Here is a 24,743-nt window from a genome sequence, read left to right on the forward strand (position 1 = left end):
TTCGGCGACCCGGGTCCGGATCCGGTCCGTTCGGGAAGCATGTCCCCGAAGACAGACGCTCGCGAACCGACAAAGGTTGCCTGCTACGGCGTCCGCTCGGCACGTAGAGTTGTCCGCCATGACCGGGACCCGCATCGTCGTCGGCGCCGCGATCCTCCACCGGGGACGCCTGCTGGCCGCCTGCCGCAGCGCGCCCGCCGCGTTGGCGGGCGGTTGGGAGTTCCCCGGCGGCAAGGTCGAGCCGGGCGAGGACGAGACCGCCGCGCTGGTGCGCGAATGCCGCGAGGAGCTGGGCGTGACCGTGCGCCCGGTGCGCCGGTTGCCCGGTGCGTGGCCGCTCGGGAAAGGGTACGTGTTGCACGTGTGGCTCGCCGACCTGGTCTCGGGGGAGCCGCGCCCGCTCCAGGACCACTCGGAAGTGCGGTGGCTCGCCCCGGCCGCCGTGGCGGACCTGGACTGGCTGGCGGCGGATCGACCGGCGGTGGACCTGGTCGCGGCCGTCATGGGTGAGCCGGCTACCGGAAAGCGGGTCATAGGTGACGAATCGCTGCCGATGCGTAGATAAGGTCGACGTGGCCGTGCCCGCGGGTCGGGCTTGAGATGGTGATCAACCGGGAAAACGGTCCGGAGTAGCAGCGACAAAGGAATCCGCCGTCCATGGAGCAGCGCCGAGAAGTCGACGGGAATCCGGGGGACCCGGCCCGGCGCTCGACGGCGCCCGGATCCCTGTTCGATCTCGTCCCGTCGGCCACCTGGGTGCTCGACGCCGAGGGCCGGATCGTGATGTGGAGCGCCGCCGCCGAGCAGCTGTTCGGCTACCGGCGCGAGGACATCCTCGGCGCCCGCGCGGTCGACCTGGTGCATCCGCCGTTCACCCCCGCGCAGCAGGCCGCCACGACCGACGCGGTGGCCGGCGTCGACGTGTTCGCCGGGCTGTACACGATGCGGCGCGGCGACGGCACGCTGTGCACGGTCGAGTCGCGGGCGGCCTTCGCCGAGGACCTGGACGGCAACCGGTTCGTGCTGATCACCTCGATGGACTCGGTGGTGGTGCACAAGGTCGAGGCCGACCTCGCGATCCGCGAGGCGCTGTTCGACCAGTCGCCGATCGGGGTGGGCATCTTCGACGCCGACCTGCGCTACGTCGCGGTCAACGACGCGCTCGCCGCGATCAACCGCATGCCGGTCGAGGCGCACATCGGGCGCCGGCTCGAAGAGGTCCGTCCCGGGATGGACACCGAGCGGGTGCGCACCATCCAGCAGCGCGTCCTGGAGACCGGCGAGCCCGTGGTCGACTCGCGCATCTTCGGCCCGATCCCCGTCGACGGCAGCCCGCGCACGGTGTGGTCGATGTCGTACAACCGCCTGGAGGCGCCCGGCGGCCGGATCCTGGGCATCAGCTGCTCGCTGATCGACGTGACCGAGCGGCACTACGCGATGGTCAAGGTCGACGCCGCGCGCAAGCGGCTCGCGCTGCTGAACGAGGCCGGCACCCGGCTCGGCGCCACCCTGGACATCCCCCGCATCGCGGAGGAGCTGACCGCGTCGGTGGTGCCCGGATTCGCCGACCTGGCCGCGGTGGACCTGCTGGAGGCGATCGTGCAGGGCGAGGAGATCCCGCCCGGCGCGCACGCCGAGAAGGCCCGCCTGCAACGCGTCGCCTCGCGCGGCGCGCGCCCGGGGCGGTACACCGACGAACTGCTGCGCCAGGGCAGCACGTTGGTCTACGCGGCCGACTCCACGTTCGGCCGCTGCCTGCGCACGGGCGGCTCGTACCTGATGCGCAACGTGCAGGACGAGATGTACGACGAGCTGATCCACGACCCGACCCGGGCCGAGGCGGCGCGGGCCCTCGGCCTGCATACGATGATCGTGGTCCCGCTCAGCGCCCGGGGCGTGGTGCTCGGCACGCTCTTGCTCGGGCGCGGCGAGGGCCGCCCCGCCTTCGACCCCGACGACCTGACCCTGGCCACCGAACTGGGCTCGCGCGCGGCGGTGTCGGTGGACAACGCGCGGCTGTACCACCACCAGCGCGAGACCGCGGTGATGCTCCAGCGCAGCCTGCTTCCGCAAAACCTCCCGGACCTGCCGGGCATCGCGGTCGCGCACCGCTACCTGCCGGGCAGCTCCGTCACCGAGGTCGGCGGCGACTGGTACGACGTGATCCCGCTGTCCGGCGGCCGGATCGGGCTCGTGGTCGGCGACGTGATGGGCCACGGGGTGCACGCGGCGGCCGTGATGGGCCAGTTGCGCACCGCCGTGCGCACCCTCGCGGGGCTGGAACTGCCGCCCGCCGAGGTGCTGGGGCATCTGGACGACATCGTGGTGGGGCTCGGGGAACTGCACTACGCGACGTGTGTCTACGTGGTCTACGACCCCGTCGCGCGTACCTGCGAGTTCGCCAGCGCGGGGCACATGCCGCCGATCCTGGTGCCGCCGACGGGTCGGCCCCGGGTGGTCGACAACCCGCCGGGCACGGTGCTCGGGGTGGGCGGACTGGGCTTCGAACAGGGCGACTTCGCGGTCGAGTCCGGCAGCACACTGGTGCTGTACACCGACGGCCTGGTGGAGACCCGGGACCGCTCGCTCGACGTCGGCATCGGCCTGCTGTGCGACGCCTTGGCGGGCCCGCCGGGGCCCCTGGAGCGCACCGCCGACCGGATCGTCGCGGACGTGCACGAGGAGCCCGGATTCGACGACGTGGCCCTCCTGGTGGCCCGCCTGGACGCCCTCGCCGAGGACTCGGTCGCCTCGTGGTGGTTGCCGGCCGAACCCGCCGTGGTCTCCCGAGCCCGCGAGCTGAGCCGCAAGACGCTCACCGAATGGGGCCTGGACGCCCTGGTCGACATCACCGAACTGCTGGTCAGCGAACTCGTCACCAACGCGCTGCGCTACGGCGCGGGCCCGATCCGGCTGCGCCTGCTGCGTGGTCGGGCCCTGCTGTGCGAGGTCGCCGACGCGGGCACCACCCTGCCCCGCATGCGCGAGGCCGACGACACCGACGAGGGCGGCCGGGGCCTGCAACTGGTCAACCAGCTCGCCGAACGCTGGGGCAGCCGAAAATCCGGCCACGGCAAGACGGTCTGGTTCGAACTCCCGCTCCCGGAATAGCCGTTGCGGGCTTCGGGGCGTTCCGCTGCCTACAAGTGCCGCCCGCGTCGACGCGGGCGGCACGGCGCTCAGGCCCGGCGCGGCCGGGGAGCCGACTCGCGCATCCGGGCGACGCCGCGAACCAGGGCCCGGTTCAAACGCCTCGCCAACGGGCGTTCGATTCCGTGGTGCAGGAGCCACGAGGCCACGATCATCACGAGGACGACCGCGCCCAGCACCACGAAGGCCGAGCGACCCGGGCGGTCGAGGGCGTGGATGAGGGTCCAGCCGATGTTCTCGTGGAGCAGGTAGAGCGGATAGGTGAGGGCACCGAGAGCGCTCAGCCCGGACCAGGTGACGCGGTCCAGCAGACCCAGAGCGAGGGCGATCATCACCGCGTAGAAGACGGTGACCAAGCCCATGCAGATCGTCGCGGACAGGTGCGGGTGGTTCGCGTCCACCTGGCGCGGGATCTCCACGACGGTCGAATGCAAGGCCAGCAACCAGGACATGCCCACGATGCCCCACAGCAGCGGGTCCGGGCCGAACCGGCGGACCAGGTACAGCGCGACGCCGCCGATGAAGAACGGGGCGAACTTCGGCTGGACGACGGATCGCAGGAGTTCGTCCCCGCTCGACGCGACCACCACCGCGGCCACCGTCCACGACACGCAGAACAGGACCGTACGCCGGTAGGTCACACCGCGGCCGAACCCGACCACGAGGGCGAAGAGCAGGTAGAAGCGCAGTTCGGCCCACAACGTCCAGTACACGCCGTCCACATGCCGCACGCCCAGCGCCTCGTGCAGCATCGTCAGGTTGGTCAGCACGTCGCCCGGTCCGGGCGCACCGCGCACCGTCGGCCACAGTCGCAACACGACGGCCGTCATCAACACCGCGGCCCAGTAGGCCGGGTAGAGCCGCACCACCCGCGAGCGGAAGAAGTCGCCCAGGGTGCGCCCCCAACTGCTCATGCAGATCACGAACCCGCTGATCAGGAAGAACAGTTCGACCCCGAGCCAGCCGTACGCGGCGATTCCGGACAGGGTCGGGAAGAGCACCGCGGTGGACTTGCCGTTCCAGGCGCCGGTTCCGATGCCGCCCGCGTAGCCGGCGTAGTGGTAGAGCACGACCATGAGCGCGGCGAGGAAGCGCAGCCCGTCCAGGGCGGCCAGGCGCCGCGGGGATGTCGGTGGCGCGGGCGGGGCGGCCGGCGGGCCGACCGGGCCGGGGGCGGTGGCCCCGGCGGCCGGCCCCGGCCTCGCGGAATCCGGTCGGCGTCGAAGCGAGATGGCTATCTTCACCCTCTCGAAACGCGCGCAGGCGTCGATCCGTTGTGCGAACGGCCGCCTTCGCGCGCGATCGGCGCTCGCCCCGCCCCCTTCCTCAGTCCCCGGACCCCCGTCGGCGGATCTTGTTGCCCAGCCATACCAGCGGGTCGTACTTGCGGTCGGCGACCCGCTCCTTCATCGGGATCAGCGCGTTGTCGGTGATGTGGATGTGCTCCGGACACACGTCCGTGCAGCACTTGGTGATGTTGCACAGGCCGAGCCCGTGCTCCTCCTGCGCGGCCTTTTGCCGGTCCGCCACGTCCAGGGGGTGCATGTCCAACTCGGCGATCCGCATCAGGAAGCGCGGGCCGGAGAACGCCGCCTTGTTGTCCTCGAAGTCGCGGATGACGTGGCAGGTGTTCTGGCACAGGAAACACTCGATGCACTTGCGGAACTCCTGCGAGCGCTCCACGTCGACCTGCTGCATGCGGTACTCGCCCGGCTCCAGCCCCGCCGGCGGCGTGAACGAGGGCACCTGCCGGGCCTTCGCGTAGTTGAACGACACGTCGGTGACCAGGTCGCGGATCACCGGGAAGGTGCGCATCGGGGTGACCGTGACCACCTCGTCCGGCGCGAACGTGCTCATCCGGGTCATGCACAACAACCGCGGCCGGCCGTTGATCTCCGCGCTGCACGAACCGCACTTGCCCGCCTTGCAGTTCCACCGCACCGCCAGGTCCGGGGCCTGGGTGGCCTGGAGCCGGTGGATGATGTCGAGGACCACCTCGCCCTCGTTCACCTCGACCTTGAAGTCGCGCAGTTCGCCGCCGTCGGTGTCGCCGCGCCAGATGCGGAAGTCCGCCTTGTGGGTCATCAGCCGTCCTTCCCGGGAAGCTCCGCGTCGGTCAGGTACTTCGTCAACTCGTCCCGCTCGAACAGCTCCAGCAGGTCGGCGCGCATCGGCACGGCCTCGCTCCTGGTCAGCCGCACGGACAGGGTCTGTGCGTCGGGGTCGACGATCGAGCACGCCAGCACCACCCGACGCCACTCGGCGGACATCGCCGGATAGTCGTCGCGGGTGTGCCCGCCGCGGCTCTCCCGCCGCTCCAGGGCCGAGCGCGCCACGCACTCGCACACCAGGAGCATGTTGCGCAGGTCCAGGGCCAGGTGCCAGCCCGGGTTGTACTGCCGGTGGCCCTCCACGCCCGCCTTGGCCGCGCGTGCCTTGAGCTCGTCCAGGCGGGTCAGCGCCTCGGCCATCTCGCCCTCCCGGCGGATGATGCCGACCAGGTCGTTCATGGTCTGCTGGAGCTCCTGGTGGACCGTGTACGGGTTCTCCGCGCTCTCCACGGCGAACGGTGCCAGTGCCTCCGCCTCGGCCGCGTCCAGCTGCTCCTGGGCGGCCTCGCGCCGTGCCTCGCCGATCTCCTCGGCGTAGCGCGCGGCGTGTTCGCCCGCCCGGCGGCCGAAGACCAGCAGATCGGACAGCGAGTTGCCGCCGAGCCGATTGCTGCCGTGCATGCCGCCGGCGACCTCGCCGGCCGCGTACAGGCCGAGCACGCCCGGGGTGGCCGCGGTGTCCGGATCCACCGCGATCCCGCCCATCACGTAGTGGCAGGTCGGACCCACCTCCATCGCCTCGGCGGTGATGTCCACGTCGGCCAGTTCCTTGAACTGGTGGTACATCGAAGGCAGTTTGCGGCGGATCTCCTCGGTGCCGCCGGCCATCCGGTCGACCACGGTCAGGAACACCCCGCCGTGCGGCGAGCCCCGACCGGCCTTGACCTCGGAGTTGATCGCCCGTGCCACCTCGTCCCGGGGCAGCAGTTCGGGTGGGCGCCTGTTGTTCTCCTGGTCGGTGTACCAGCGGTCGCCCTCCTCCTTGGTCCTGGCGTACTTCTCCTTGAACACGTCCGGGATGTAGTCGAACATGAAACGTTCGCCCTCGGAGTTGAGCAGCACCCCGCCGTCGCCGCGCACCGACTCGGTGACCAGGATCCCCTTCACCGACGGCGGCCAGACCATCCCCGTCGGGTGGAACTGGACGAACTCCATGTTGATCAGCGGCGCGCCCGCGAGCAGCGCGAGCGCCTGCCCGTCGCCCGTGTACTCCCACGAGTTCGAGGTGACCTTGAAGCCCTTGCCGATCCCGCCGGTGGCCAGCACCACCGCCGGCGCGTCGAAGACGGTGAATCGGCCCGACTCGCGCCAATAGCCGAACGCGCCGGCGATCCGGTTGCCCGCCTCGGATCCGGCGTCCGGCACGGTCAGCAGCCGGGTGATGGTGCACTCCTGGAAGACCCTCAGCCGCGCCTCGGGGTCGCCGAACTCGCGTTCGTCCTCCTGCTGGAGCGCGACGATGCGCTGCTGGAGGGTGCGGATCAGCTCCAGTCCGGTGCGGTCGCCGACGTGCGCGAGGCGCGGATACTCGTGGCCGCCGAAGTTGCGCTGGCTGATCCGGCCGTCGGCGGTGCGGTCGAACAGCGCGCCCCAGGACTCCAACTCCCAGACGCGGTCCGGGGCTTCCTTGGCGTGCAACTCGGCCATCCGCCAGTTGTTGAGGAACTTGCCGCCGCGCATGGTGTCGCGGAAGTGCACCTTCCAGCCGTCCTGCGAGTTCACGTTGCCCATGGAGGCGGCGATGCCGCCCTCGGCCATCACCGTGTGGGCCTTGCCGAACAGCGACTTGCAGACCACGGCGGTGCGCAGGCCGCGCGCGCGGGCCTCGATGGCGGCCCGCAATCCGGCGCCGCCCGCGCCGATCACGACCACGTCGTACGAATGACGTTCCACTTCGGACACGAGTGCCACTCCTGTACTGGGCTGGGACGTTGGTGCCGGGGGCGAGGAACCGTGCGGGGGGATCGCTCAGAAGAAGCGGGGATCGTCGAAGGCCCCGCTCGCGACCAGGTACACGTACAGGTCGGCGAGCGCGACACCGAACAGCGAGGCCCAGGCCAGTTCCATGTGCCGGCCGTTGAGCCGGCTGACGAAGCCCCAGAGGCGATACCGCACGGGGTGCTTGGAGAAGTGCTTGAGCTTGCCGCCGACGATGTGCCGACACGAGTGGCAGGACAGCGTGTACGCCCAGATCAGCAGCACGTTCGCGAGCAGCACCAGGGTGCCGAGCCCCATGTGCCCCCAGGCGCCGTGCTCGTCGCGGAACGCGATCAGCACGTCCCAGGTGAGGATCACCGCCACCACCGCCGCGAACCAGAAGAAGTAGCGGTGGATGTTCTGCAGGATCAGCGGGAACCGGGTCTCGCCCGAGTACGAGCCGCGCGGCTCGGGGACCGCGCACGCCGACGGCGACGCCCAGAACCCCCGGTAGTACGCCTTGCGGTAGTAGTAGCAGGTCAATCGGAAGCCGAGCGGGAAGATCAGGATCAGCAGCGCCGGGGACAGTCCCCACCAGTCGCCGAACAGCGGCGCGTTGGCGCTCATCGGCATGCTGTCGCACTTGGACGCCAGACAGGGCGAGTAGAACGGCGACACGTACGGCTCGGCGAAGTAGTCGTCGTTCGCGAACGCCCGCCAGGTCGAATAGACGATGAACGCGGACAGGATGGTCACGGTCGTCGCGGGCGAGAGCCACCAGCGGTCCGTGCGCAGATGTCGCGCCGGTATGTGCGCGCGGCCCGGCGCGTTGGTGCCGGTGTTGCCCGCCGGCCCCGTCGTCCCTGTAGCCAAGACGTCACCTTCCTGTCCGGCGCTGCGGTCGCATGCCGCCCACGCCTTCGTCGTCCGCGTCCGCGAAGATGACCGGGTCGTACGGCAGGTCGGACATCGTTTCGGTAGGCGTCGGGACGGGCACGGCCGCGGGTTCGGCCTCGGTGATCGTCTCGCCCACGAAACCGAGACTGCTCCGAGCCCGCTCCACGTCGTCGCAGAGCCGACGGACGCCGTACGTATCGCCGAGAGTGCGGCGCAGAGCGCGCACCGCGCGTGCCAGTTCGTCGAGCCTGCGCCGGGCAAGGGCCAGGTCCTCGTGCGCCCGAGTCGTCAAGATCGCGCTCACCTCCTGCTTTTCCGGCACCACGTCGTCGGGGGCCGGGGGATGGGGATGGTGTTGCGGACTTGCCATGGATTCCCGAGGTGGGAACGTCGGCAGTCTGGCGCGAACGATCAATCCATGGAAAGTGTTTCGCGGATCTCGTCGGTCACAGATCGGGAAAACATGATCGGGAACGGAAAGATCACCGGAATTCGATCTTCGGGAAACAAGATCGAATTCCGGTGATCAGGGGGGATGGGCGATAAAGGTCTTCGATCGGGCGGGCCGATCGAGGTTTAACGATCTTGTCGGTGTCCGCCGATCGCCGGGTTCGGTGACCGGGCGGACTCAGCCGTCGAGGCGCATCGTGGCGGCTGGGCTGGATTCCACCCGGGCGCGGGTCGCGGCGATCCGGGGCCGGCCGGGAAGAATTCGCTCCGCCTCGGCCAGCGCCTCACGGGCGGACACGATGTCGCCCTCGGCGCATACACACAGTGCGAATGTGCACAATGCGTCGGCATGCCCGGCGCGGGATGCCCGCTTTTCGGTGTCCACCAGGCGTTTGGCGGCCCGTACCGCTTTCGCGGCGTTTCCGTGCAACACCATCAGCAGCGGTTCGTCGTCCTCGGCCTCGAAGCGGATGGTCGCGCCCGAGGGGTGCCGGTACGAATCATCCGGCTTGCGCAGCGCCTCCTCGGCGGCGGCCAGGTTGTCCGCCAGCGGCACCGTGCCCATGATCAGCGCCTGCACCATGACCTCGCCGAACAGCGCGCGGGCGGTGTTCCAGGCCGGATGGCTGGGACCGATCCGGTCCAGATAGGCCCGGGCGACCGCGGCCGCCGCTGCGTCGTCGGCGTGCGCCTCCAGGGACTGGACACGCGCGAAAGTGCGATAGGGCTCACTTTCCGGCCCGTCGGGGATCAGATCCGCCAATTGTTCGACCAGGGCGACATCTCCGTCGCGATAGGCCTCGGTGGCCCGCTCGTACAGCACCCGCGCCCGACCCTCGGGGGTGCCCTGATCCGACGGGGCGGGCGTTTCGTCCGCCCCCATATCGGCCGGAACGGGCCCAAAGGTTCCGTCCCGCCGTTCCGCGGCCCGCCGGGACCACCGCTTGCGGATGCGTTCGTTGAAGGACTCGCCAGACTCGCTCACACCTACGGATTGTGCCCTGTACGCCCCCCGAACGGCTTCCGGCGGGCGCCGGCACCGAGCGGCGCGCGTCGCTCCCCGTACGATTGACCTTGGCGCCGAGGAGGCAGGCCGGTTCGCGCGATGCCCATCGCACGACCGAGGAGGCCCGCGGTCGCCGGCCGTCCGTAGCATCCCCGACCGAAGCCGAGAGACACGCAGCCGTGCCCACGCGCCATGACATCCGCAACGTCGCCATCGTCGCCCACGTCGACCACGGCAAGACCACCCTCGTCGACGCCATGCTGAAGCAGGCGGGCACGTTCAGTGCCCACCACCAGATGGACGACCGGGTGATGGACTCCAACGACCTGGAGCGCGAGAAGGGCATCACCATTCTCGCGAAGAACACCGCCGTCGCCTATCACCCCAAGGACGGTGGCCCCACGGTCACCATCAACATCATCGACACGCCCGGCCACGCCGACTTCGGCGGAGAGGTGGAGCGCGGCCTGTCGATGGTGGACGGTGTCGTGCTGCTCGTCGACGCGTCGGAGGGACCGCTCCCGCAGACCCGCTTCGTGCTCCGCAAGGCGCTCGCGGCGAAGATGCCGGTCATCCTGTGCATCAACAAGGTCGACCGTCCCGACTCGCGCATCTCCGAGGTCGTCGACGAGACCTACGAGCTGTTCATGGACCTGGACGCCACCGAGGAGCAGATCGAGTTCCCCATCGTCTACGCGTGCGCGCGCGACGGTGTGGCCACGCTCGTCCGCCCCGCCGACGGCACCGTGCCGACCGACAGCGACAGCCTGGAGCCGTTCTTCCAGGCCATCCTCGACTCCATCCCCGCCCCGGAGTACGAGGAGGGCGCGCCGCTCCAGGCACACGTGACCAACCTGGACGCGTCCAACTTCCTCGGCCGCATCGCGCTGTGCCGCGTGCACCAGGGCACCATCCGCAAGGGTCAGCAGGCCGCGTGGTGCCGACACGACGGCACCATCGAGCGGGTGAAGATCACCGAGCTGCTGATGACCGACCAGCTCGAGCGCAAGCCCGCCGAGGAGGCCGGCCCCGGCGACATCATCGCCATCGCCGGCATCCCGGACATCATGATCGGCGACACCATCGCCGACCCCGAGGACCCGCGTCCGCTGCCGCTGATCACGGTGGACGAGCCCGCGATCTCGATGACCATCGGCACCAACACCTCGCCGCTGGTGGGCAAGGGGGGCAAGGGCCACAAGGTCACCGCCCGCCTGGTGAAGGACCGCCTGGAGCGCGAGCTGGTCGGCAACGTGTCGCTGCGCGTGCTGCCCACCGAGCGCCCCGACACGTGGGAGGTCCAGGGCCGCGGCGAGCTGGCACTGGCGATCCTGGTGGAGACCATGCGCCGGGAGGGCTTCGAGCTCACCGTCGGCAAGCCGCAGGTGGTCACGCGCGAGGTCAACGGCAAGATCCACGAGCCGGTCGAGCGGCTGACCATCGACTCGCCCGAGGAGTACCTCGGCGCGATCACCCAGCTCCTGGCGTCCCGCAAGGGCCGCATGGAGACGATGACCAACCACGGCACCGGCTGGATCCGGATGGAGTTCGTGGTGCCCGCCCGCGGCCTGATCGGGTTCCGTACCGAGTTCCTCACGGACACCCGCGGCACCGGCATCGCGCACAGCGTGCACGAGGGCTACGAGCCCTGGTTCGGCGAGATCCGGACCCGCAACAACGGCTCCCTGGTGGCCGACCGCGCCGGTGTCGCGACGCCGTTCGCGATGATGAACCTGCAGGAACGCGGCCAGATGTTCGTCGAGCCGACCACCGAGGTGTACGAGGGCATGATCGTCGGCGAGAACTCGCGCGCCGACGACATGGACGTCAACATCACCAAGGAGAAGAAGCTCACGAACATGCGCTCGTCGACCTCCGACGAGACCGAGAAGCTGATCCCGCCGCGCAAGCTGTCGCTCGAGCAGGCCCTCGAGTTCTGCCGCGAGGACGAGTGCATCGAGGTGACCCCGGAGACCGTGCGCATCCGCAAGGTCGTCCTCGATCAGAAGGAGCGGGGCCGCTCGGCCTCGCGTGCCAAGCGCTGATCACGCGAAGGGCGCCGTTCGGCGACCCGAAACGAGCCGGTGACCTGCGGTCGAACCCGCAGGTCACCGGCTTTTCGCATGCTGAGACCAACTCGATATCTTTGCCCGGTTATATTCGTTATGTTTCCAATGCGAGTAACATTTTCGAGCAAAAAACGATCGGATCCGAAACTTCTAACAAACCTAAATGACGAATATCTTTCGCTCTCGGGTTTAGTCTGACTGTCCTCTTGACGACACGGTAATTGGGTTGCGAGAGTCCGTGCGGCCACCAAACCAAACGGAATCCGGTCGCACTCGACCGCGACTCGGGGGTATTTGCAGTCATGACCATGCAACCCCAGCTGGTCCCGGAGGCGGGAGGATCCCCGAATCCGGGAACGCCCGACTCACCGCTCTCCGAAGCGGGGGTCGCGGCGGCACCGCAAGAGGTGGTCGGGCGATCGCCCGGCCAGCTCGCCTGGCGGCGTTTCCGCAAGGATCGCAGCGGCGTCATATCCGCGTCGATCGTGATTTTCTTTTTCTTGATCGCTTTCGCTGCGCCATTGATCGAAAAGCTGTACGGAAAGGACCCGTACACGCGTTACGGGCAGATCCACCCGGGCCTGCTCAACGAGGTCGGCGCGCCCATCGCGCCCAACGGCGGCATCTCGGGCGAGCACTGGTTCGGCATCGAACCCGCGGTCGGCCGGGACGTGCTGATGCAGCTCGTGTACGGGATCCGTACCTCGCTGCTGCTCGCCGTGGTCGTGGTGATCATCGTGACGGTGGTCGGCACCATCCTGGGCATCACCGCCGGATACCTCGGCGGCAAGGTGGACTACGTGATCAGCCGGGTGATCGACACCCTGCTGGCGATGCCCTCGCAGCTGTTCTTCATCGCGTTCACCCCGATCGTGCTCGCGCTGTTCGTCAGCGAGCGCGAGACGACACCGACGATGCTCCGGGCGACGGCCCTGATCATCGTGCTGTCGATGTTCGGCTGGACCCGGATCGCCCGCGTACTGCGGGGTCAGGTCCTGTCGATGCGCGAACGCGAATTCATCGAGGCGGCGAAGGTCAGCGGGGCGGGATCCGGGCGGATCATCTTCAAGGAGCTCCTGCCCAACCTGTGGACCCCGATCCTGATCATCGCCACGCTCGATCTGCCCACGCTGGTGACCACCGAGGCGGCGCTGTCCTTCCTCGGGGTCGGCATGACCGAACCCACTCCGGACTGGGGTCGGATGATCAACAAGGGTTTCGAAGGCATGCAGAGCGACGTCACCTACCTGGCCTTCCCGGCCATCGCGATGGTGATCTTCGTGCTCGCCTTCAACCTCCTCGGCGATTCGGTACGCGACGCGCTCGACCCCAAGTCGAACCGATGACCGGCCGGGGTCCACGCGCGGGCCGATCGTGCCCGTCGTGACCCCGGAGCCTGCGCAACCGCTCCTGCGTACGTCCCACCCGCCGCGGCACCTGGGCCCGGTGAACGGTTTCTTGATGAGGGGATCACATGACATCGACGGGGAAGCGCCGATTCGTCGCGCTGTTCGCGGTAGGGGCCCTCGCGGCCTCGGCCTCCGCGTGCAGCAGCGGCGGCGGGGACAAGAAGGACGACACGGCGAAACCCTCCGCCAAGACGGCGTCCGTCGTGATCGGCACCGCAGCCGACTCGAAGGGCCCGGCGGCCGAGGTACCGGGCGCCAAGAAGGGCGGCGTGGCCGGCGTCCTCAACCGCACCGGCTTCTCGCACCTGGACCCGGGTCGCGCCTACGTCAGCAACCTGATGACGGTGTCCGAGCTGATCTCGCGCCGGCTGACCACCTACAAGCGCGAGGGTGACAAGACCACCCTCGTGGGTGACCTGGCGACCGACACCGGCACCACCACCGACGGTGGCAAGACCTGGAAGTACACGCTCAAGGACAACCTGAAGTACGAGGACGGCACGCCGATCGTGGCCGCCGACGTCAAGTACGGCGTCGAGCGCATGTTCAACAAGGCGTGGAACGAGGGTCCGGTCTGGATCCAGGGCTGGCTGACCGGCTCGGACAAGTACTGGGAGACCTACCCCGGTCCGTTCGAGGGCGCCGAGCTGCCCAACGACAAGATCGAGGTGCCGGACCCGAAGACGATCATCTTCCATCTGGCCTCGCCGCAGGGCGACTTCCCCTTCGCCGCGGCGATGGGCACCACCGCTCCGATGCCCAAGTCGAAGGACACCAAGGAGCAGATCGACACCAAGCCGTTCGCCAGCGGCCCGTACAAGATCACCACGCACGAGCCGGACAAGCAGCTGATCCTGGACAAGAACCCGAACTGGGACCCGGCCAGCGACTCGGTGCGCCACCAGTACGTGGACCAGTTCAAGTTCGAGATGGGCATCCCGGGCGCGACGCAGTTCCAGCGGCTGACCGCCGCCGCCGGCAGCGACGCCGCCGCGTTCACCCTGAACGAGCGTCCCGACGCCAACTTCGCCCAGCAGATCGCCACCGACCCGGCGCTGAAGAACCGGGTCACGGACGGCATCGGCCCGTACGCGAACCGGTTCGACATCAACAACCTGCGGATCACCGACGTCAACGTCCGCAAGGCGATGGCGATCGCGTTCCCGCGGCAGTCCGCGCGACTGGCCGAGGGCGGCCCGACCGCGGGCGACTTCTCCACCACCATCGCCTCGCCCACGCAGTTGGGCTACGCGCCGTACAAGAGCCTGTTCGACGGTCTGCCGCCGGACGGCGACCAGGCCAAGGCCAAGCAGATGCTGGAGGCCGCGGGCAAGGTCGGCCAAAAGGTCGTGCTGTGCATCAACACGACCAAGGTCCAGCAGGAGCGCGCGCTGCCGATCATGGACATGCTCGGCAAGGCCGGCTTCCAGATGGAGCGCAAGGAGATCTCCGACAAGGAGTACTACGACGTCATCGGCAAGCTCGACACGCCGTGTGACCTCTACTGGGCGGGCTGGGGAGCGGACTGGCCGACCGGCTCGACCGTCTACACCCCGGTGTACGACAGCCGCCAGGTGCTCGACAACGGCCAGAACTACGCCAAGTACAAGAACCCGGCCGTGGACGCGGAGATCGACCGCATCCTGAAGATCACCGACACCAACGCGCAGGCCGTCGAGTGGATGAAGCTCGACGAGAAGATCATGCAGGACGTGCCGTCCATCCCGTACATCTACCAGCGTCACCGCCTGGTGTACGGCCCGCAGATCGGCGGCGCCGCGCTCAACTCCAAGGGCGCGATCGACCTGAACAACATCTTCATCAAGTAGCCGTCAGGCCCGTCGGCGGTTGATCCGCCCGTCGGTCGGCCGGTCCCGGGAGTCGCGATGTCGACTCCCGGGACCGGCCGGTCCGACCGGATCGATCGCCGGGGCACATCGCGGAGGAAGACCGGCCTCATGCTTCGATTCCTGGTCCGGCGGCTGCTCGGCGTAGCGGCGATCCTGCTTGTCGTCAGCCTCATCACGTTCTACCTGTTCTTCGCCGCCTCCGGCGAGGACTCGGTCGTGCGCCTGTCGTGTGGCAAGAACTGCACGCCGGAGATGCGCGAGACGGTCCGGCACAACCTCGGCCTGACCAAACCGCTCCTGGAGCAGTATTGGATCTTCATCTCCGGGATCTTCGCCGGCCGTAACATCGGTGAGAAAACCTGCAACTTCCCGTGTCTGGGCTACTCGTTCGCCAACAACCAGAACGTTTCGCACACGGTGGCGGACCGCTTCCCGACCACGGTGTCCCTGGCCATCGGCGCGGTCGTGCTGTTCATGACGCTGGGTATCGGCCTGGGCATCCTGGCCGCGATGCGGCGGGGCAAGAAGACCGACAAGGTGGCCACCGGCTTTGCGCTGCTCAGCGGTTCGGCACCGATCTACGTGCTCGGGCCCCTGTTCATCTATCTCTTCGTCCAGCAGTTGGGCTGGATGGATCGACCGCAGTATCACCAGTTCACCGACGATCCGTTCCAATGGGCGTCGGGACTGCTGTTGCCGTGGATCTGTCTGATGACCATCCACATGGCCATGTACGTCCGCCTCACCAGATCCACGATGGTGGACGTGTTGTCCGAGGACTACGTACGAACACTCAAGGCCAAGGGCCTGTCCGGACGCAGCGTGTACATCAAACACGCCTTCCGGGGCGCGCTCAGCCCGATCGTCACCGTGCTCGGCGTGGACATCGGCGTGCTGATGAGCGGCACGATCATCACGGAGAGCACCTTCAGTCTGCACGGCATCGGCATGCTCGCGGTCACCTCGGTGACCGACTCCGACCTGCCGATGATGATGGGCGTGGTGGTCATCGCGGCCAGCTTCACGATGCTCGCGAATCTCGTGGTGGACCTGTTGTACGCCGTCATCGATCCACGGGTCCGGCTCTCGTGAGAGGGCGGCGTCCGATGAGTCAGCGTCACCGTCCACCAGCCGCAGGGGCCGAGGAGCAGGGCATGGCCGCGAGTACCGATACCACCGCCGATCAGCCGACCGGCAAGTCCGAGGGCGCCGGGAAGGCGGGGGCGTCCGCTCGCGCCGACGGCTCCGAAGCGTTCTTGTCGGTGCGTGATCTGCGGGTGCACTTCTCCACCGACGACGGCGTGGTCAAGGCCGTGGACGGGTTGTCCTTCGACGTCGAGAAGGGCCGCACGCTCGGCATCGTCGGCGAGTCCGGCTCGGGCAAGTCGGTGTCCTCGTTGACCATCCTGGGGCTGCACAACCGGGAGAAGACGAAGATCGAGGGCGAGATCCGGTTCGACGGCCGCGACCTGATCACCATGCCGGAGCGCAAGCTGCGCGACCTGCGCGGTCGGCGGATCTCGATGATCTTCCAGGATCCGCTCACCGCGCTGTCGCCGTTCTACACGGTGGGCGAGCAGATCGCCGAGTCCTATCGGCGGCACCTGGGCGCCAACCGCAGCGACGCGCACGCGCGTGCGATCGAGATGCTGGACCGCGTCGGCATCCCGAATCCGAAGACCCGGGTGAACGACTACCCGCACCACTTCTCCGGCGGCATGCGCCAACGCGCGATGATCGCGATGTCGCTGGTGTGCGACCCGGACCTGCTGATCGCCGACGAGCCGACGACCGCGCTCGACGTGACGGTCCAGGCGCAGATCCTGGATCTGCTCCGCGACCTCCAGGACGAGTTCGGCACCGCGATCCTGTTCATCACCCACGACCTCGGCGTGATCGCCCAGATGGCGCACGACGTGTTGGTGATGTACGCGGGGCGCAGCGTGGAGAAGGGCACCGTGCGCGAGGTGCTGAAGAATCCGCGGCACCCGTACACGTGGGGGCTGCTGTCCTCGATGCCCAACCTCTCCGGTGACGTCGACGTTCCGCTGCGGCCGGTGCGCGGTACGCCGCCGAGCCTGCTGGCGCCGCCGCCGGGCTGCCCCTTCCATCCGCGGTGCGACTACGCCGACGTGGTGGGGGGCGAGCGGTGCCGGACCGAGCCGCCGCTCCTGGCGCTGTCCGAGGGGCGCGGGGCGGCCTGTCACCTGAGCGCCGAGGACAAGCAGCGGATCTTCATCGACGACGTCCGCCCGCTGCTCGGTTGATCGCCGAGGCTCGGCCGACGGCAGAAAGCAGGAGAACGACGATGACCGAGACGATCAGCGAGACCCCGGCGCCGGCTCCGGACCCCGCGCCGAAGTCGCCCGGCGAACCGCTGCTCGACGTACGGGGGCTGGTCAAGTACTTCCCCGTCAAGGGCGGCGGTCTGGTCCGTCGCAAGACGCTCAACGTGCGCGCGGTGGACGGGATCGACCTGTCCGTCGCGGCGGGGGAGAGCGTGGGCCTGGTCGGCGAGTCCGGGTGTGGCAAGTCCACCACCGGTCGGCTGATCAGCCGGTTGCTCGAGCCCACCGGCGGCACGATCCACTACGACGGCAACGACATCACGCACGCGACCCGCAAGCAGATCGCCCCGATCCGCAGCCAGATCCAGATGATCTTCCAGGACCCGTACTCGTCGCTGAACCCGCGACAGACGGTCGGCGCGATCGTGAGTTCGCCGATGGAGGTCAACGGGATCAACCCCGAGGGTGGCCGGAAAAAGCGGGTGCAGGAGCTGCTGGAGCGCGTCGGTCTCAACCCCGAGCACTACAACCGTTTCCCGCACGAGTTCTCCGGCGGCCAGCGGCAGCGGATCGGGATCGCCCGCGCGCTCGCGCTCCAGCCCCGGTTGATCGTGGCCGACGAGCCGGTCTCCGCGCTCGACGTGTCCATCCAGGCGCAGGTGGTCAACCTGCTCCAGGGCCTGCAACGGGACATGGGCATCGCGTTCGTGTTCATCGCGCACGACCTCGCGGTGGTTCGGCACTTCTCCCAGCGCGTGGCGGTGATGTACCTCGGCAAGATCGTCGAGATCGCCGACCGCACGTCGTTGTACGCGAACCCGCACCACCCGTACACGCACACGCTGCTCGCCGCGGTGCCGGAGACGGACCCGGACAAGAGCGGAAACCGGACACGGGTGCACGCCTTCGGCGACATGCCCAGTCCGATCAACCCGCCGTCCGGTTGCCGCTTCCGGACCCGCTGCCCCAAGGCGCAGGACGTGTGCGCGAACGAGGAGCCCCCGTTGATCGGGATCGACACGCTGCTCGCGGGCCACCGGGTGGCGTGCCACTTCCCCGGCCCGCTGGAGGCGACCGCCAAGGCGGAGGAGACGATGCCCGAGGAGCGGATCGAGGCGGCGCTCGAGGCGGGCATCACGACCGACCCGGAGTAACGACGCATCGCCGTGACGGCGAATCGTCATACAGCACCCGAGAACGGGATGCCACCGATTTGGTGGCATCCCGTTTTTCGTGCTTTCCTGCAGGTCAGCTACGCGCGTTGAACCCCGGGTGACCGGTCGGTCCGCGCCGCCTCGGCCGGGCGAGTGCCGTCACGCTACGTAGCGTTTCTCGCTTTGTGAGACGAGGTAGGGGCGTCTTATGGGTGTTCGTTCATCGGACTGTATGCTCCGGGCAGCGGTACATGGTGTCCGTTTGATACGGCTTCATTACTGGTCTCATATGTCTGGGTTTCGAGATTGATCACGGATTTACGTGATCAAACTGAAACCTGCAGGGGATTGGTCGCGGCCAATCGGTGACGGATAGTAGATCCGCTTGTGCTCGGAACCTGGTCACGCGCTCGGGGGCGCCGACTCTACGAGCAGCTGTGACGGATGCTTCCCGCTCGGGTGGCCCCGTTGCACTTCACTTCGGTAGTGATTCCATGAGGAGGCAACCCATGCGCGGAACAACGCGCGTGAAGTGGGTCGTCGGTGTGGCCGTTCTGGGCCTGGCCGCGACTGCGTGTGGCAGCAGCGACGACAAGAAGGACGACAAGGGCGGCGGTGGCGGCAGCAACGGCCTGCCCGCCGGCTACTACTCGGCCTACAGCACCGAGCCGCAGAACCCGCTCCAGCCCGCGAACTCGAACGAGAACGGCGGCTTCTACCCGCTTCAGCTCATGTTCCGCGGCCTGTACACGTACGACTCCAAGACCGGGCAGCCCGTGCCAGCCATGGCGGAGTCGGTGGAGTCCACCGACTCGATCAACTACACGGTGAAGATCAAGTCCGGGTGGACCTTCCACAACGGCGAGCCGGTCACCGCGAAGTCCTACGTGGACGCCTGGAACTGGGGCGCCGTCTCCACGAACAAGCAGATCAACGCGAGCCCCTGGTTCGAGAAGATCGAGGGCTACGAGGCGACTCACCCCAAGGAGGGTGAGCCCACCAGCAAGGAGCTGAGCGGCCTCAAGGTCGTGGACGACAAGACGTTCACGATCAAGCTGGTCCAGGCGTACTCGTCCTTCAAGGCGAGCCTCGGCTACGTGGTCTACTCGCCGCTGCCGCAGGAGTTCTTCAAGGACCCGGCGAAGTACGGCGAGGCGCCGATCGGCAACGGCCCGTTCCAGCTCGACACCGCCAACGGCGGCTGGAACCACAAGAAGTCGCTGACCGTGAAGAAGTACGACAAGTACGCCGGTACGGACAAGCCGAAGTCGAACGGCGTGCAGCTCCAGTTCTACACGTCCTACGACGCCGGTTACACCGCGCTGCGTGACAACAAGCTCGACGTGATCGACCAGATTCCGACGTCGGCGATCGGCAGCTTCAAGAAGGACCTGGGCGAGCGCGCGATCGAGGCCCCGCAGTTCTCGATCCAGAAGATCGGCTTCCCGCTGTACGACGCCGGCTGGGGCGCGCCGGGCAAGGAGAAGGTCCGTCAGGGCCTGTCCATGGCGATCGACCGGGCGAGCATCGTCAAGGCGATCTACAAGGGCGCCGAGCAGCCGGCGACCGACTGGCTGGCCCCGAACATCCCGGGTTACAGCAAGGACATCACCGGCGAGCTGACCAAGTACGACCCGGTCAAGGCCAAGCAGCTGGTCAAGGACGGTGGCGGCATCCCCGGTGGCAAGCTCACCATCGCCACCAACGCGGACGGCCCGCACAAGGAATGGGTCACCGCGGTCTGCAACAGCATCAACGAGGTCATCGGGCAGGGCTCCTGCGAGCCGAAGCTCTACCCCGAGTTCGGTGTCGCGCGCAAGGACATCTCGGGTAAGAAGATGACCGGCGCGTACCGTACCGGCTGGCGCGGCGACTACCCGTTCCCGGACAACTTCCTCGCCGACATCTACCAGACCGGTGCCGCGTCCAACGACGCGGGCTACTCCAGCCCGATCTTCGACGACCTGGCCAAGCGCGCGAGCGCCGCTTCCGACCAGACCGAGGCCATCAAGCTCTGGCAGGACGCCGAGCGGCAGTTGGCGAAGGACGTCCCGTCGATCCCGCTGTGGTACTACGTGACCAAGGGCGGCTCCTCGACCAAGGTCTCCAACGTTCAAATCGACCCGTACGGCAACCCGGTTTGGACCGAGGTCACCGTCAAGTAGTGATTCGGACATGACCCGGCATCGACCACGGTCCGGCCGCACCGCAATCGGTGCGGCCGGATCTTGGTGGTGACGGGCCGGGCCGGCGACGTGCGATCCACGACGCCGGCCTGGGTCCGATCCTCGCTTCGGGCCGACGACGACAGCAGGAGGCTGGCATGGGGCGATATGTCGTACGGCGACTGCTCCAGATGATCCCGGTGTTCATCGGGACCACGTTCTTGATCTATTACATGGTGTACCAGCTGGGTGGCGACCCCATCTCGGCCATGTTCGGCGACAAGGGTGCCGACCCTGTCTTCGTGCGCCTGAAGCGGGAAGAGTTCCACCTGAACGACCCGCTGATCGTGCAGTACTGGTACTACATCACCGACCTGCTCCAGGGTAATTTCGGGACCAGCTTCAACGGCCGTCCCGTCTCCGAGGAGCTCAAGCGCGCCTTCCCGGTGTCGATCCGGCTCGCCGTGATCGCGTTCGCGATCGAGGTCGTCATCGGTGTCGGCCTCGGCCTGCTGTCCGGCCTGCGCCGCGGCAAGCTGGCGGACACCCTGGTTCTCGCGGGCACCCTGGTGGTCATCTCGATCCCGGTGTTCGTGCTCGGCACCATCGCGCAGTTCTGGCTCGGCAGCGAGTGGGGCATCTTCGAAGCCACCGCGAGCGTGGGCGACCCGACCTGGAGCCAGTTGGTCCTGCCCGGCCTCGTGCTCGGTTCGCTCTCCCTGGCCTTCGTCGCCCGATTGACCCGAACCAGCGTCGCCGAGAACATGCGCGCGGACTATGTGCGTACCGCCACGGCCAAGGGTCTTCCGCGCCGTCGTGTGGTCACCCGACACCTGCTGCGCAACTCGCTCATCCCCGTCGTGACCTTCCTCGGCGCCGACCTCGGCGCGCTGATGGCCGGCGCGATCGTGACCGAGGGCATCTTCAACGTCGACGGCGTCGGCCGCCTGATCTACCTCGCGGTCACCAAGCACGAGAGCTCGACAGTGGTCGGTGCGGTGGCGGCACTGGTGATGATCTACCTGGTCATGAACCTGATCGTCGACCTGCTGTACGCCGTCCTGGACCCGAGGATCCGGTATGCCTGACATGAACAAGCAGCAGCGCGAACAGCTGCCGACGGCGAGCGACGAGCAGCCCCAGTTCGGCTCGATCGAGAACCCCGGCCTGATGTTGGCGGACGAAGAAGGCACGACGCTGGAAAAGCGCGGCGCCTACGCGGCCCCGGACGTCCAGGGCCCGCAGAGCAAGCCCCGCGGTGCGTGGGGCGAGGCGTGGCGCGAGCTGCGGCACAACCCGAGTTTCTACGTCTCCGGCGTGCTGCTGCTGTTCCTGATCTTCATGGCGTTCTTCCCCGGCGTGTTCACCGACATCGATCCGCGGCACTGTCCGATTTTGGACACCAACAAGGACCCGTCGGGAGACCACTGGTTCGGTACCAACGTCCAGGGTTGCGACGTCTACGCCCGCACCGTGTTCGGTGCTCGCGCGTCGATCATCGTCGGTGTCGCCACGACCGCGCTGATCGTGGTCATCGGCGGTCTCATCGGCGCCCTGTCCGGCTACTTCGGCGGCTGGCTGGACACCATCCTGGCGCGCGTGACGGACATTTTCTTCGGCATCCCGCTGCTGCTCGCGGCGCTGGTGTTCATGAGCTCGTTCAAGGACCGCACGGTGTGGACCGTGGTCGCCGCGCTCGGCATCTTCGGTTGGATGCAGATCGCGCGCATCATGCGTGGTTCGGTGATCACCGTGAAGAAGTCCGACTACGTGGTGGCCGCCAAGGCGCTCGGCGCCGGCACCGGCCGCATCCTGGGTCGGCATGTGCTTCCCAACGCGATCGCCCCGGTGATCGTGGTCGCGACCATCTCGCTCGGCACCTTCATCGCCACCGAGGCGACGTTGTCGTTCCTCGGTATCGGACTGCCGCCCACCGAGATCTCGTGGGGTGCGGACATCAGCTCGGCGACCACCGCACTGCGCGACTCGCCGTACCAGCTGATCTTCCCGTCGATCTTCCTTTCGGTCACGGTGTTCAGCTTCATCCTGCTCGGCGACGCGGTGCGCGACGCCCTCGACCCGAAGCTCCGCTGAGGGAGGGGACACACAAGTGACGACGATCGACACGAAGAACAAGCCCGAGGGATCGGGCTCGGCAGGCGCCGCGCCGCTGCTGGAAGTGGACAACCTGCACGTCGAGTTCCGCACTCGCGAGGGTGTGGCCAAGGCGATCAACGGTGTCTCGTACGACGTCAGCGCCGGCGAGACGCTCGCCGTGCTCGGCGAGTCCGGTTCGGGCAAGTCGGTGACCGCGCAGACGATCATGGGCATCCTGGACATGCCGCCGGGGCACATCACCGGCGGCGAGATCCGGTTCCACGGCAAGGACATGCTCAGGATGTCCAAGGAGGAGCGCCGGAAGATCCGCGGCCAGAAGATCTCGATGATCTTCCAGGACGCGCTCTCCGCGCTCAACCCGGTGTACTCGGTCGGCTTCCAGCTGGCCGAGATGTTCACCGTGCACCGCGGCATGTCCCGCAAGAACGCCAAGCTCAAGGCGATCGAGCTGATGGACCAGGTGCGCATCCCGGCGGCCAAGGACCGGGTGAACGACTACCCGCACCAGTTCTCCGGCGGTATGCGCCAGCGCATCATGATCGCCATGGCGCTCGCGCTCGACCCCGAGCTGATCATCGCGGACGAGCCGACCACCGCGCTCGACGTGACCGTCCAGGCCCAGGTCATGGACCTGCTCGCGGAGTTGCAGCGCGAGCGGAACATGGGTCTGATCCTGATCACCCACGACCTCGGCGTGGTCGCCGACGTCGCGGACAAGATCGCGGTCATGTACGCGGGCCGGATCGTCGAGCAGGCGCCGGTGCGCGAGCTGTACCGCCAGCCCACGCACCCGTACACCAAGGGTCTGCTGGAGTCGATCCCGCGCCTGGACCACAAGGGTCGCGAGCTGTACGCGATCAAGGGTCTGCCGCCGAACCTGATGCGCATCCCGTCCGGCTGCGCGTTCAACCCGCGCTGCCCGTATGCGCAGGACATCTGTCGCAGCGACGTTCCGCCGCTGCACGAGATCTCGGTCGGTCGGGGCAGCGCGTGCCACTTCTGGGAGACCGTGATGGAGGGAGAAGTCCGTGGCTGAGTCCCCGAACGGCGCGACCGCCGCCGATGTGCGCAAGGCCGCCGAGCCGGTGGCGATGGGCGAGCCGATCCTTCAGGTGCGGGGGCTGGTCAAGCACTTCCCGATCACCCAGGGCATCCTCTTCCAGAAGAAGATCGGCGCGGTCAAGGCCGTCGACGGCGTCACCTTCGACCTGATGAAGGGCGAGACGCTGGGCCTGGTCGGCGAGTCGGGCTGTGGCAAGTCCACGGTGGCCCGACTGCTGATGAACCTGGAGTCGATCACCAAGGGCAGCGTCCTGTACAAGGGCGAGGACCTGGCGAAGTTGTCGGGGCGCGCGCTCAAGGCGGTGCGCCGCAACATCCAGATGGTCTTCCAGGACCCGTACACCTCGCTGAACCCGAGGATGACGGTCGCCGACATCGTCGGCGAGCCGTACGACATCCACCCGGAGGTCGCCCCCCGCGGCGACCGCAAGCGGCGTGTGCAGGAACTGCTCGACCTGGTGGGGCTGAACCCGGAGCACATCAACCGGTATCCGCACCAGTTCTCCGGCGGCCAGCGCCAGCGCATCGGGATCGCCCGGGGCCTCGCGCTCAACCCGGAGATCATCATCGCGGACGAGCCGGTCTCCGCGCTGGACGTGTCGGTGCAGGCGCAGGTGGTCAACCTGCTGGAGAAGCTGCAGAACGAACTGGGGCTGTCGTACCTGTTCATCGCGCACGACCTGTCCGTGGTGCGGCACATCTCGGACCGGGTCGCGGTGATGTACCTGGGTCGGATCGCCGAGATCGGCACCGACGCGCAGATCTACGACCACCCGACGCACCCGTACACCCAGGCGCTGCTGTCCGCGGTGCCGGTGCCGGACCCGGACGGGCGCGAGCACCGCGAGCGGATCATCCTCACCGGTGATGTGCCGTCGCCGGCGAACCCGCCGTCGGGCTGCCGGTTCCGCACCCGGTGCTGGAAGGCGCAGGACATCTGCGCCGAGCAGGAGCCGCTGCTGCAGATCCACACCGGCCTGGACGGACTGGCCGCGCACGACAGCGCGTGCCACTTCGCCGAGGAGAAGGACATCGTCGGCGCGGCCTGAACCGCGCGTCGACGCGACGACGCCCGCCGTCCCCGAATCGGGGACGGC

At 68.1% G+C, this 24,743-nt stretch carries 19 protein-coding genes; 13 read left to right on the plus strand and 6 right to left on the minus strand.

Annotation, left to right across the window (positions count from 1 at the left end):
- The first annotated feature begins 118 nt into the window (after positions 1 to 118).
- Both B4N89_RS18085 and B4N89_RS18090 read left to right on the plus strand, forming a co-directional pair.
- Positions 119 to 565 (plus strand): (deoxy)nucleoside triphosphate pyrophosphohydrolase, encoded by a 447-nt coding sequence (locus tag B4N89_RS18085; protein WP_078976860.1) that lies wholly within the window; start codon positions 119 to 121, stop codon positions 563 to 565.
- A 92-nt stretch (positions 566 to 657) separates the two neighbouring features.
- Positions 658 to 3,111, plus strand: a complete 2,454-nt coding sequence (locus tag B4N89_RS18090) for a SpoIIE family protein phosphatase (protein ID WP_078976861.1) — start codon at positions 658 to 660, stop codon at positions 3,109 to 3,111.
- Between the two features lie 68 nt (positions 3,112 to 3,179).
- Here B4N89_RS18090 and B4N89_RS18095 read toward each other — a convergent pair whose 3' ends face one another.
- From B4N89_RS18095 to B4N89_RS18120, 6 genes are all read right to left on the minus strand, one after another.
- On the minus strand, positions 3,180 to 4,394 hold the full coding sequence (locus B4N89_RS18095; RefSeq protein WP_235618680.1) for an acyltransferase family protein: 1,215 nt from the start codon (positions 4,392 to 4,394) through the stop codon (positions 3,180 to 3,182).
- An 82-nt stretch (positions 4,395 to 4,476) separates the two neighbouring features.
- Positions 4,477 to 5,235, minus strand: coding sequence for a succinate dehydrogenase/fumarate reductase iron-sulfur subunit (locus B4N89_RS18100; protein ID WP_078976862.1), 759 nt, complete (start codon positions 5,233 to 5,235; stop codon positions 4,477 to 4,479).
- Positions 5,235 to 7,163: a fumarate reductase/succinate dehydrogenase flavoprotein subunit gene (locus B4N89_RS18105; RefSeq protein ID WP_078979439.1), complete on the minus strand. Its 1,929-nt coding sequence runs from the start codon at positions 7,161 to 7,163 to the stop codon at positions 5,235 to 5,237. The genes B4N89_RS18100 and B4N89_RS18105 overlap by 1 nt, the downstream gene beginning before the upstream one ends.
- Before the next feature lie 66 nt (positions 7,164 to 7,229).
- On the minus strand, positions 7,230 to 8,051 hold the full coding sequence (locus B4N89_RS18110) for a hypothetical protein (protein WP_078976863.1): 822 nt from the start codon (positions 8,049 to 8,051) through the stop codon (positions 7,230 to 7,232).
- 4 nt (positions 8,052 to 8,055) lie between these two features.
- Positions 8,056 to 8,445: a hypothetical protein gene (locus tag B4N89_RS18115; protein WP_143658004.1), complete on the minus strand. Its 390-nt coding sequence runs from the start codon at positions 8,443 to 8,445 to the stop codon at positions 8,056 to 8,058.
- A 258-nt stretch (positions 8,446 to 8,703) separates the two neighbouring features.
- Positions 8,704 to 9,510: a hypothetical protein gene (locus tag B4N89_RS18120; protein ID WP_143658005.1), complete on the minus strand. Its 807-nt coding sequence runs from the start codon at positions 9,508 to 9,510 to the stop codon at positions 8,704 to 8,706.
- A 200-nt stretch (positions 9,511 to 9,710) separates the two neighbouring features.
- Here B4N89_RS18120 and typA point away from each other — a divergent pair, with 200 nt between their 5' ends.
- From typA to B4N89_RS18175, 11 genes are all read left to right on the plus strand, one after another.
- Positions 9,711 to 11,576, plus strand: coding sequence for a translational GTPase TypA (typA, locus tag B4N89_RS18125; protein ID WP_078976865.1), 1,866 nt, complete (start codon positions 9,711 to 9,713; stop codon positions 11,574 to 11,576).
- A 326-nt stretch (positions 11,577 to 11,902) separates the two neighbouring features.
- Positions 11,903 to 12,946 carry an ABC transporter permease gene (locus tag B4N89_RS18130; RefSeq protein ID WP_078976866.1) on the plus strand — a complete coding sequence of 348 codons (1,044 nt, stop codon included), beginning with the start codon at positions 11,903 to 11,905 and terminating at the stop codon, positions 12,944 to 12,946.
- Positions 12,947 to 13,074: 128 nt separating this feature from the next.
- Entirely contained in the window at positions 13,075 to 14,838 is a 1,764-nt protein-coding gene (locus B4N89_RS18135; protein ID WP_078976867.1) for an ABC transporter substrate-binding protein, read from the plus strand.
- A gap of 129 nt (positions 14,839 to 14,967) precedes the next feature.
- Positions 14,968 to 15,951, plus strand: a complete 984-nt coding sequence (locus B4N89_RS18140) for an ABC transporter permease (RefSeq protein WP_078976868.1) — start codon at positions 14,968 to 14,970, stop codon at positions 15,949 to 15,951.
- A gap of 62 nt (positions 15,952 to 16,013) precedes the next feature.
- On the plus strand, positions 16,014 to 17,126 hold the full coding sequence (locus B4N89_RS18145; protein WP_078976869.1) for an ABC transporter ATP-binding protein: 1,113 nt from the start codon (positions 16,014 to 16,016) through the stop codon (positions 17,124 to 17,126).
- A gap of 41 nt (positions 17,127 to 17,167) precedes the next feature.
- Positions 17,168 to 18,301 carry an ABC transporter ATP-binding protein gene (locus B4N89_RS18150; RefSeq protein WP_078976870.1) on the plus strand — a complete coding sequence of 378 codons (1,134 nt, stop codon included), beginning with the start codon at positions 17,168 to 17,170 and terminating at the stop codon, positions 18,299 to 18,301.
- A 509-nt stretch (positions 18,302 to 18,810) separates the two neighbouring features.
- Positions 18,811 to 20,466, plus strand: a complete 1,656-nt coding sequence (locus tag B4N89_RS18155; RefSeq protein ID WP_078976871.1) for a peptide ABC transporter substrate-binding protein — start codon at positions 18,811 to 18,813, stop codon at positions 20,464 to 20,466.
- 158 nt (positions 20,467 to 20,624) lie between these two features.
- Complete coding sequence (locus B4N89_RS18160; protein WP_078976872.1) at positions 20,625 to 21,554, plus strand: ABC transporter permease; 930 nt, start codon at positions 20,625 to 20,627, stop codon at positions 21,552 to 21,554.
- The gene (locus tag B4N89_RS18165) at positions 21,547 to 22,560 is read left to right on the plus strand and encodes an ABC transporter permease (protein ID WP_078976873.1); all 1,014 of its coding nucleotides are present in this window, start codon (positions 21,547 to 21,549) and stop codon (positions 22,558 to 22,560) included. Before B4N89_RS18160 ends, B4N89_RS18165 begins: the two co-directional genes overlap by 8 nt.
- 16 nt (positions 22,561 to 22,576) lie before the next feature.
- A complete protein-coding gene (locus B4N89_RS18170) occupies positions 22,577 to 23,620 on the plus strand; it encodes an ABC transporter ATP-binding protein (protein ID WP_078976874.1) in 1,044 nt (347 codons plus the stop codon).
- Positions 23,621 to 23,675: 55 nt separating this feature from the next.
- Positions 23,676 to 24,695 carry an ABC transporter ATP-binding protein gene (locus B4N89_RS18175; RefSeq protein ID WP_148666991.1) on the plus strand — a complete coding sequence of 340 codons (1,020 nt, stop codon included), beginning with the start codon at positions 23,676 to 23,678 and terminating at the stop codon, positions 24,693 to 24,695.
- Positions 24,696 to 24,743: the final 48 nt, after the last annotated feature.

Origin of the sequence: Embleya scabrispora (assembly GCF_002024165.1) — a bacterium.
Lineage (GTDB): Bacteria > Actinomycetota > Actinomycetes > Streptomycetales > Streptomycetaceae > Embleya > Embleya scabrispora_A.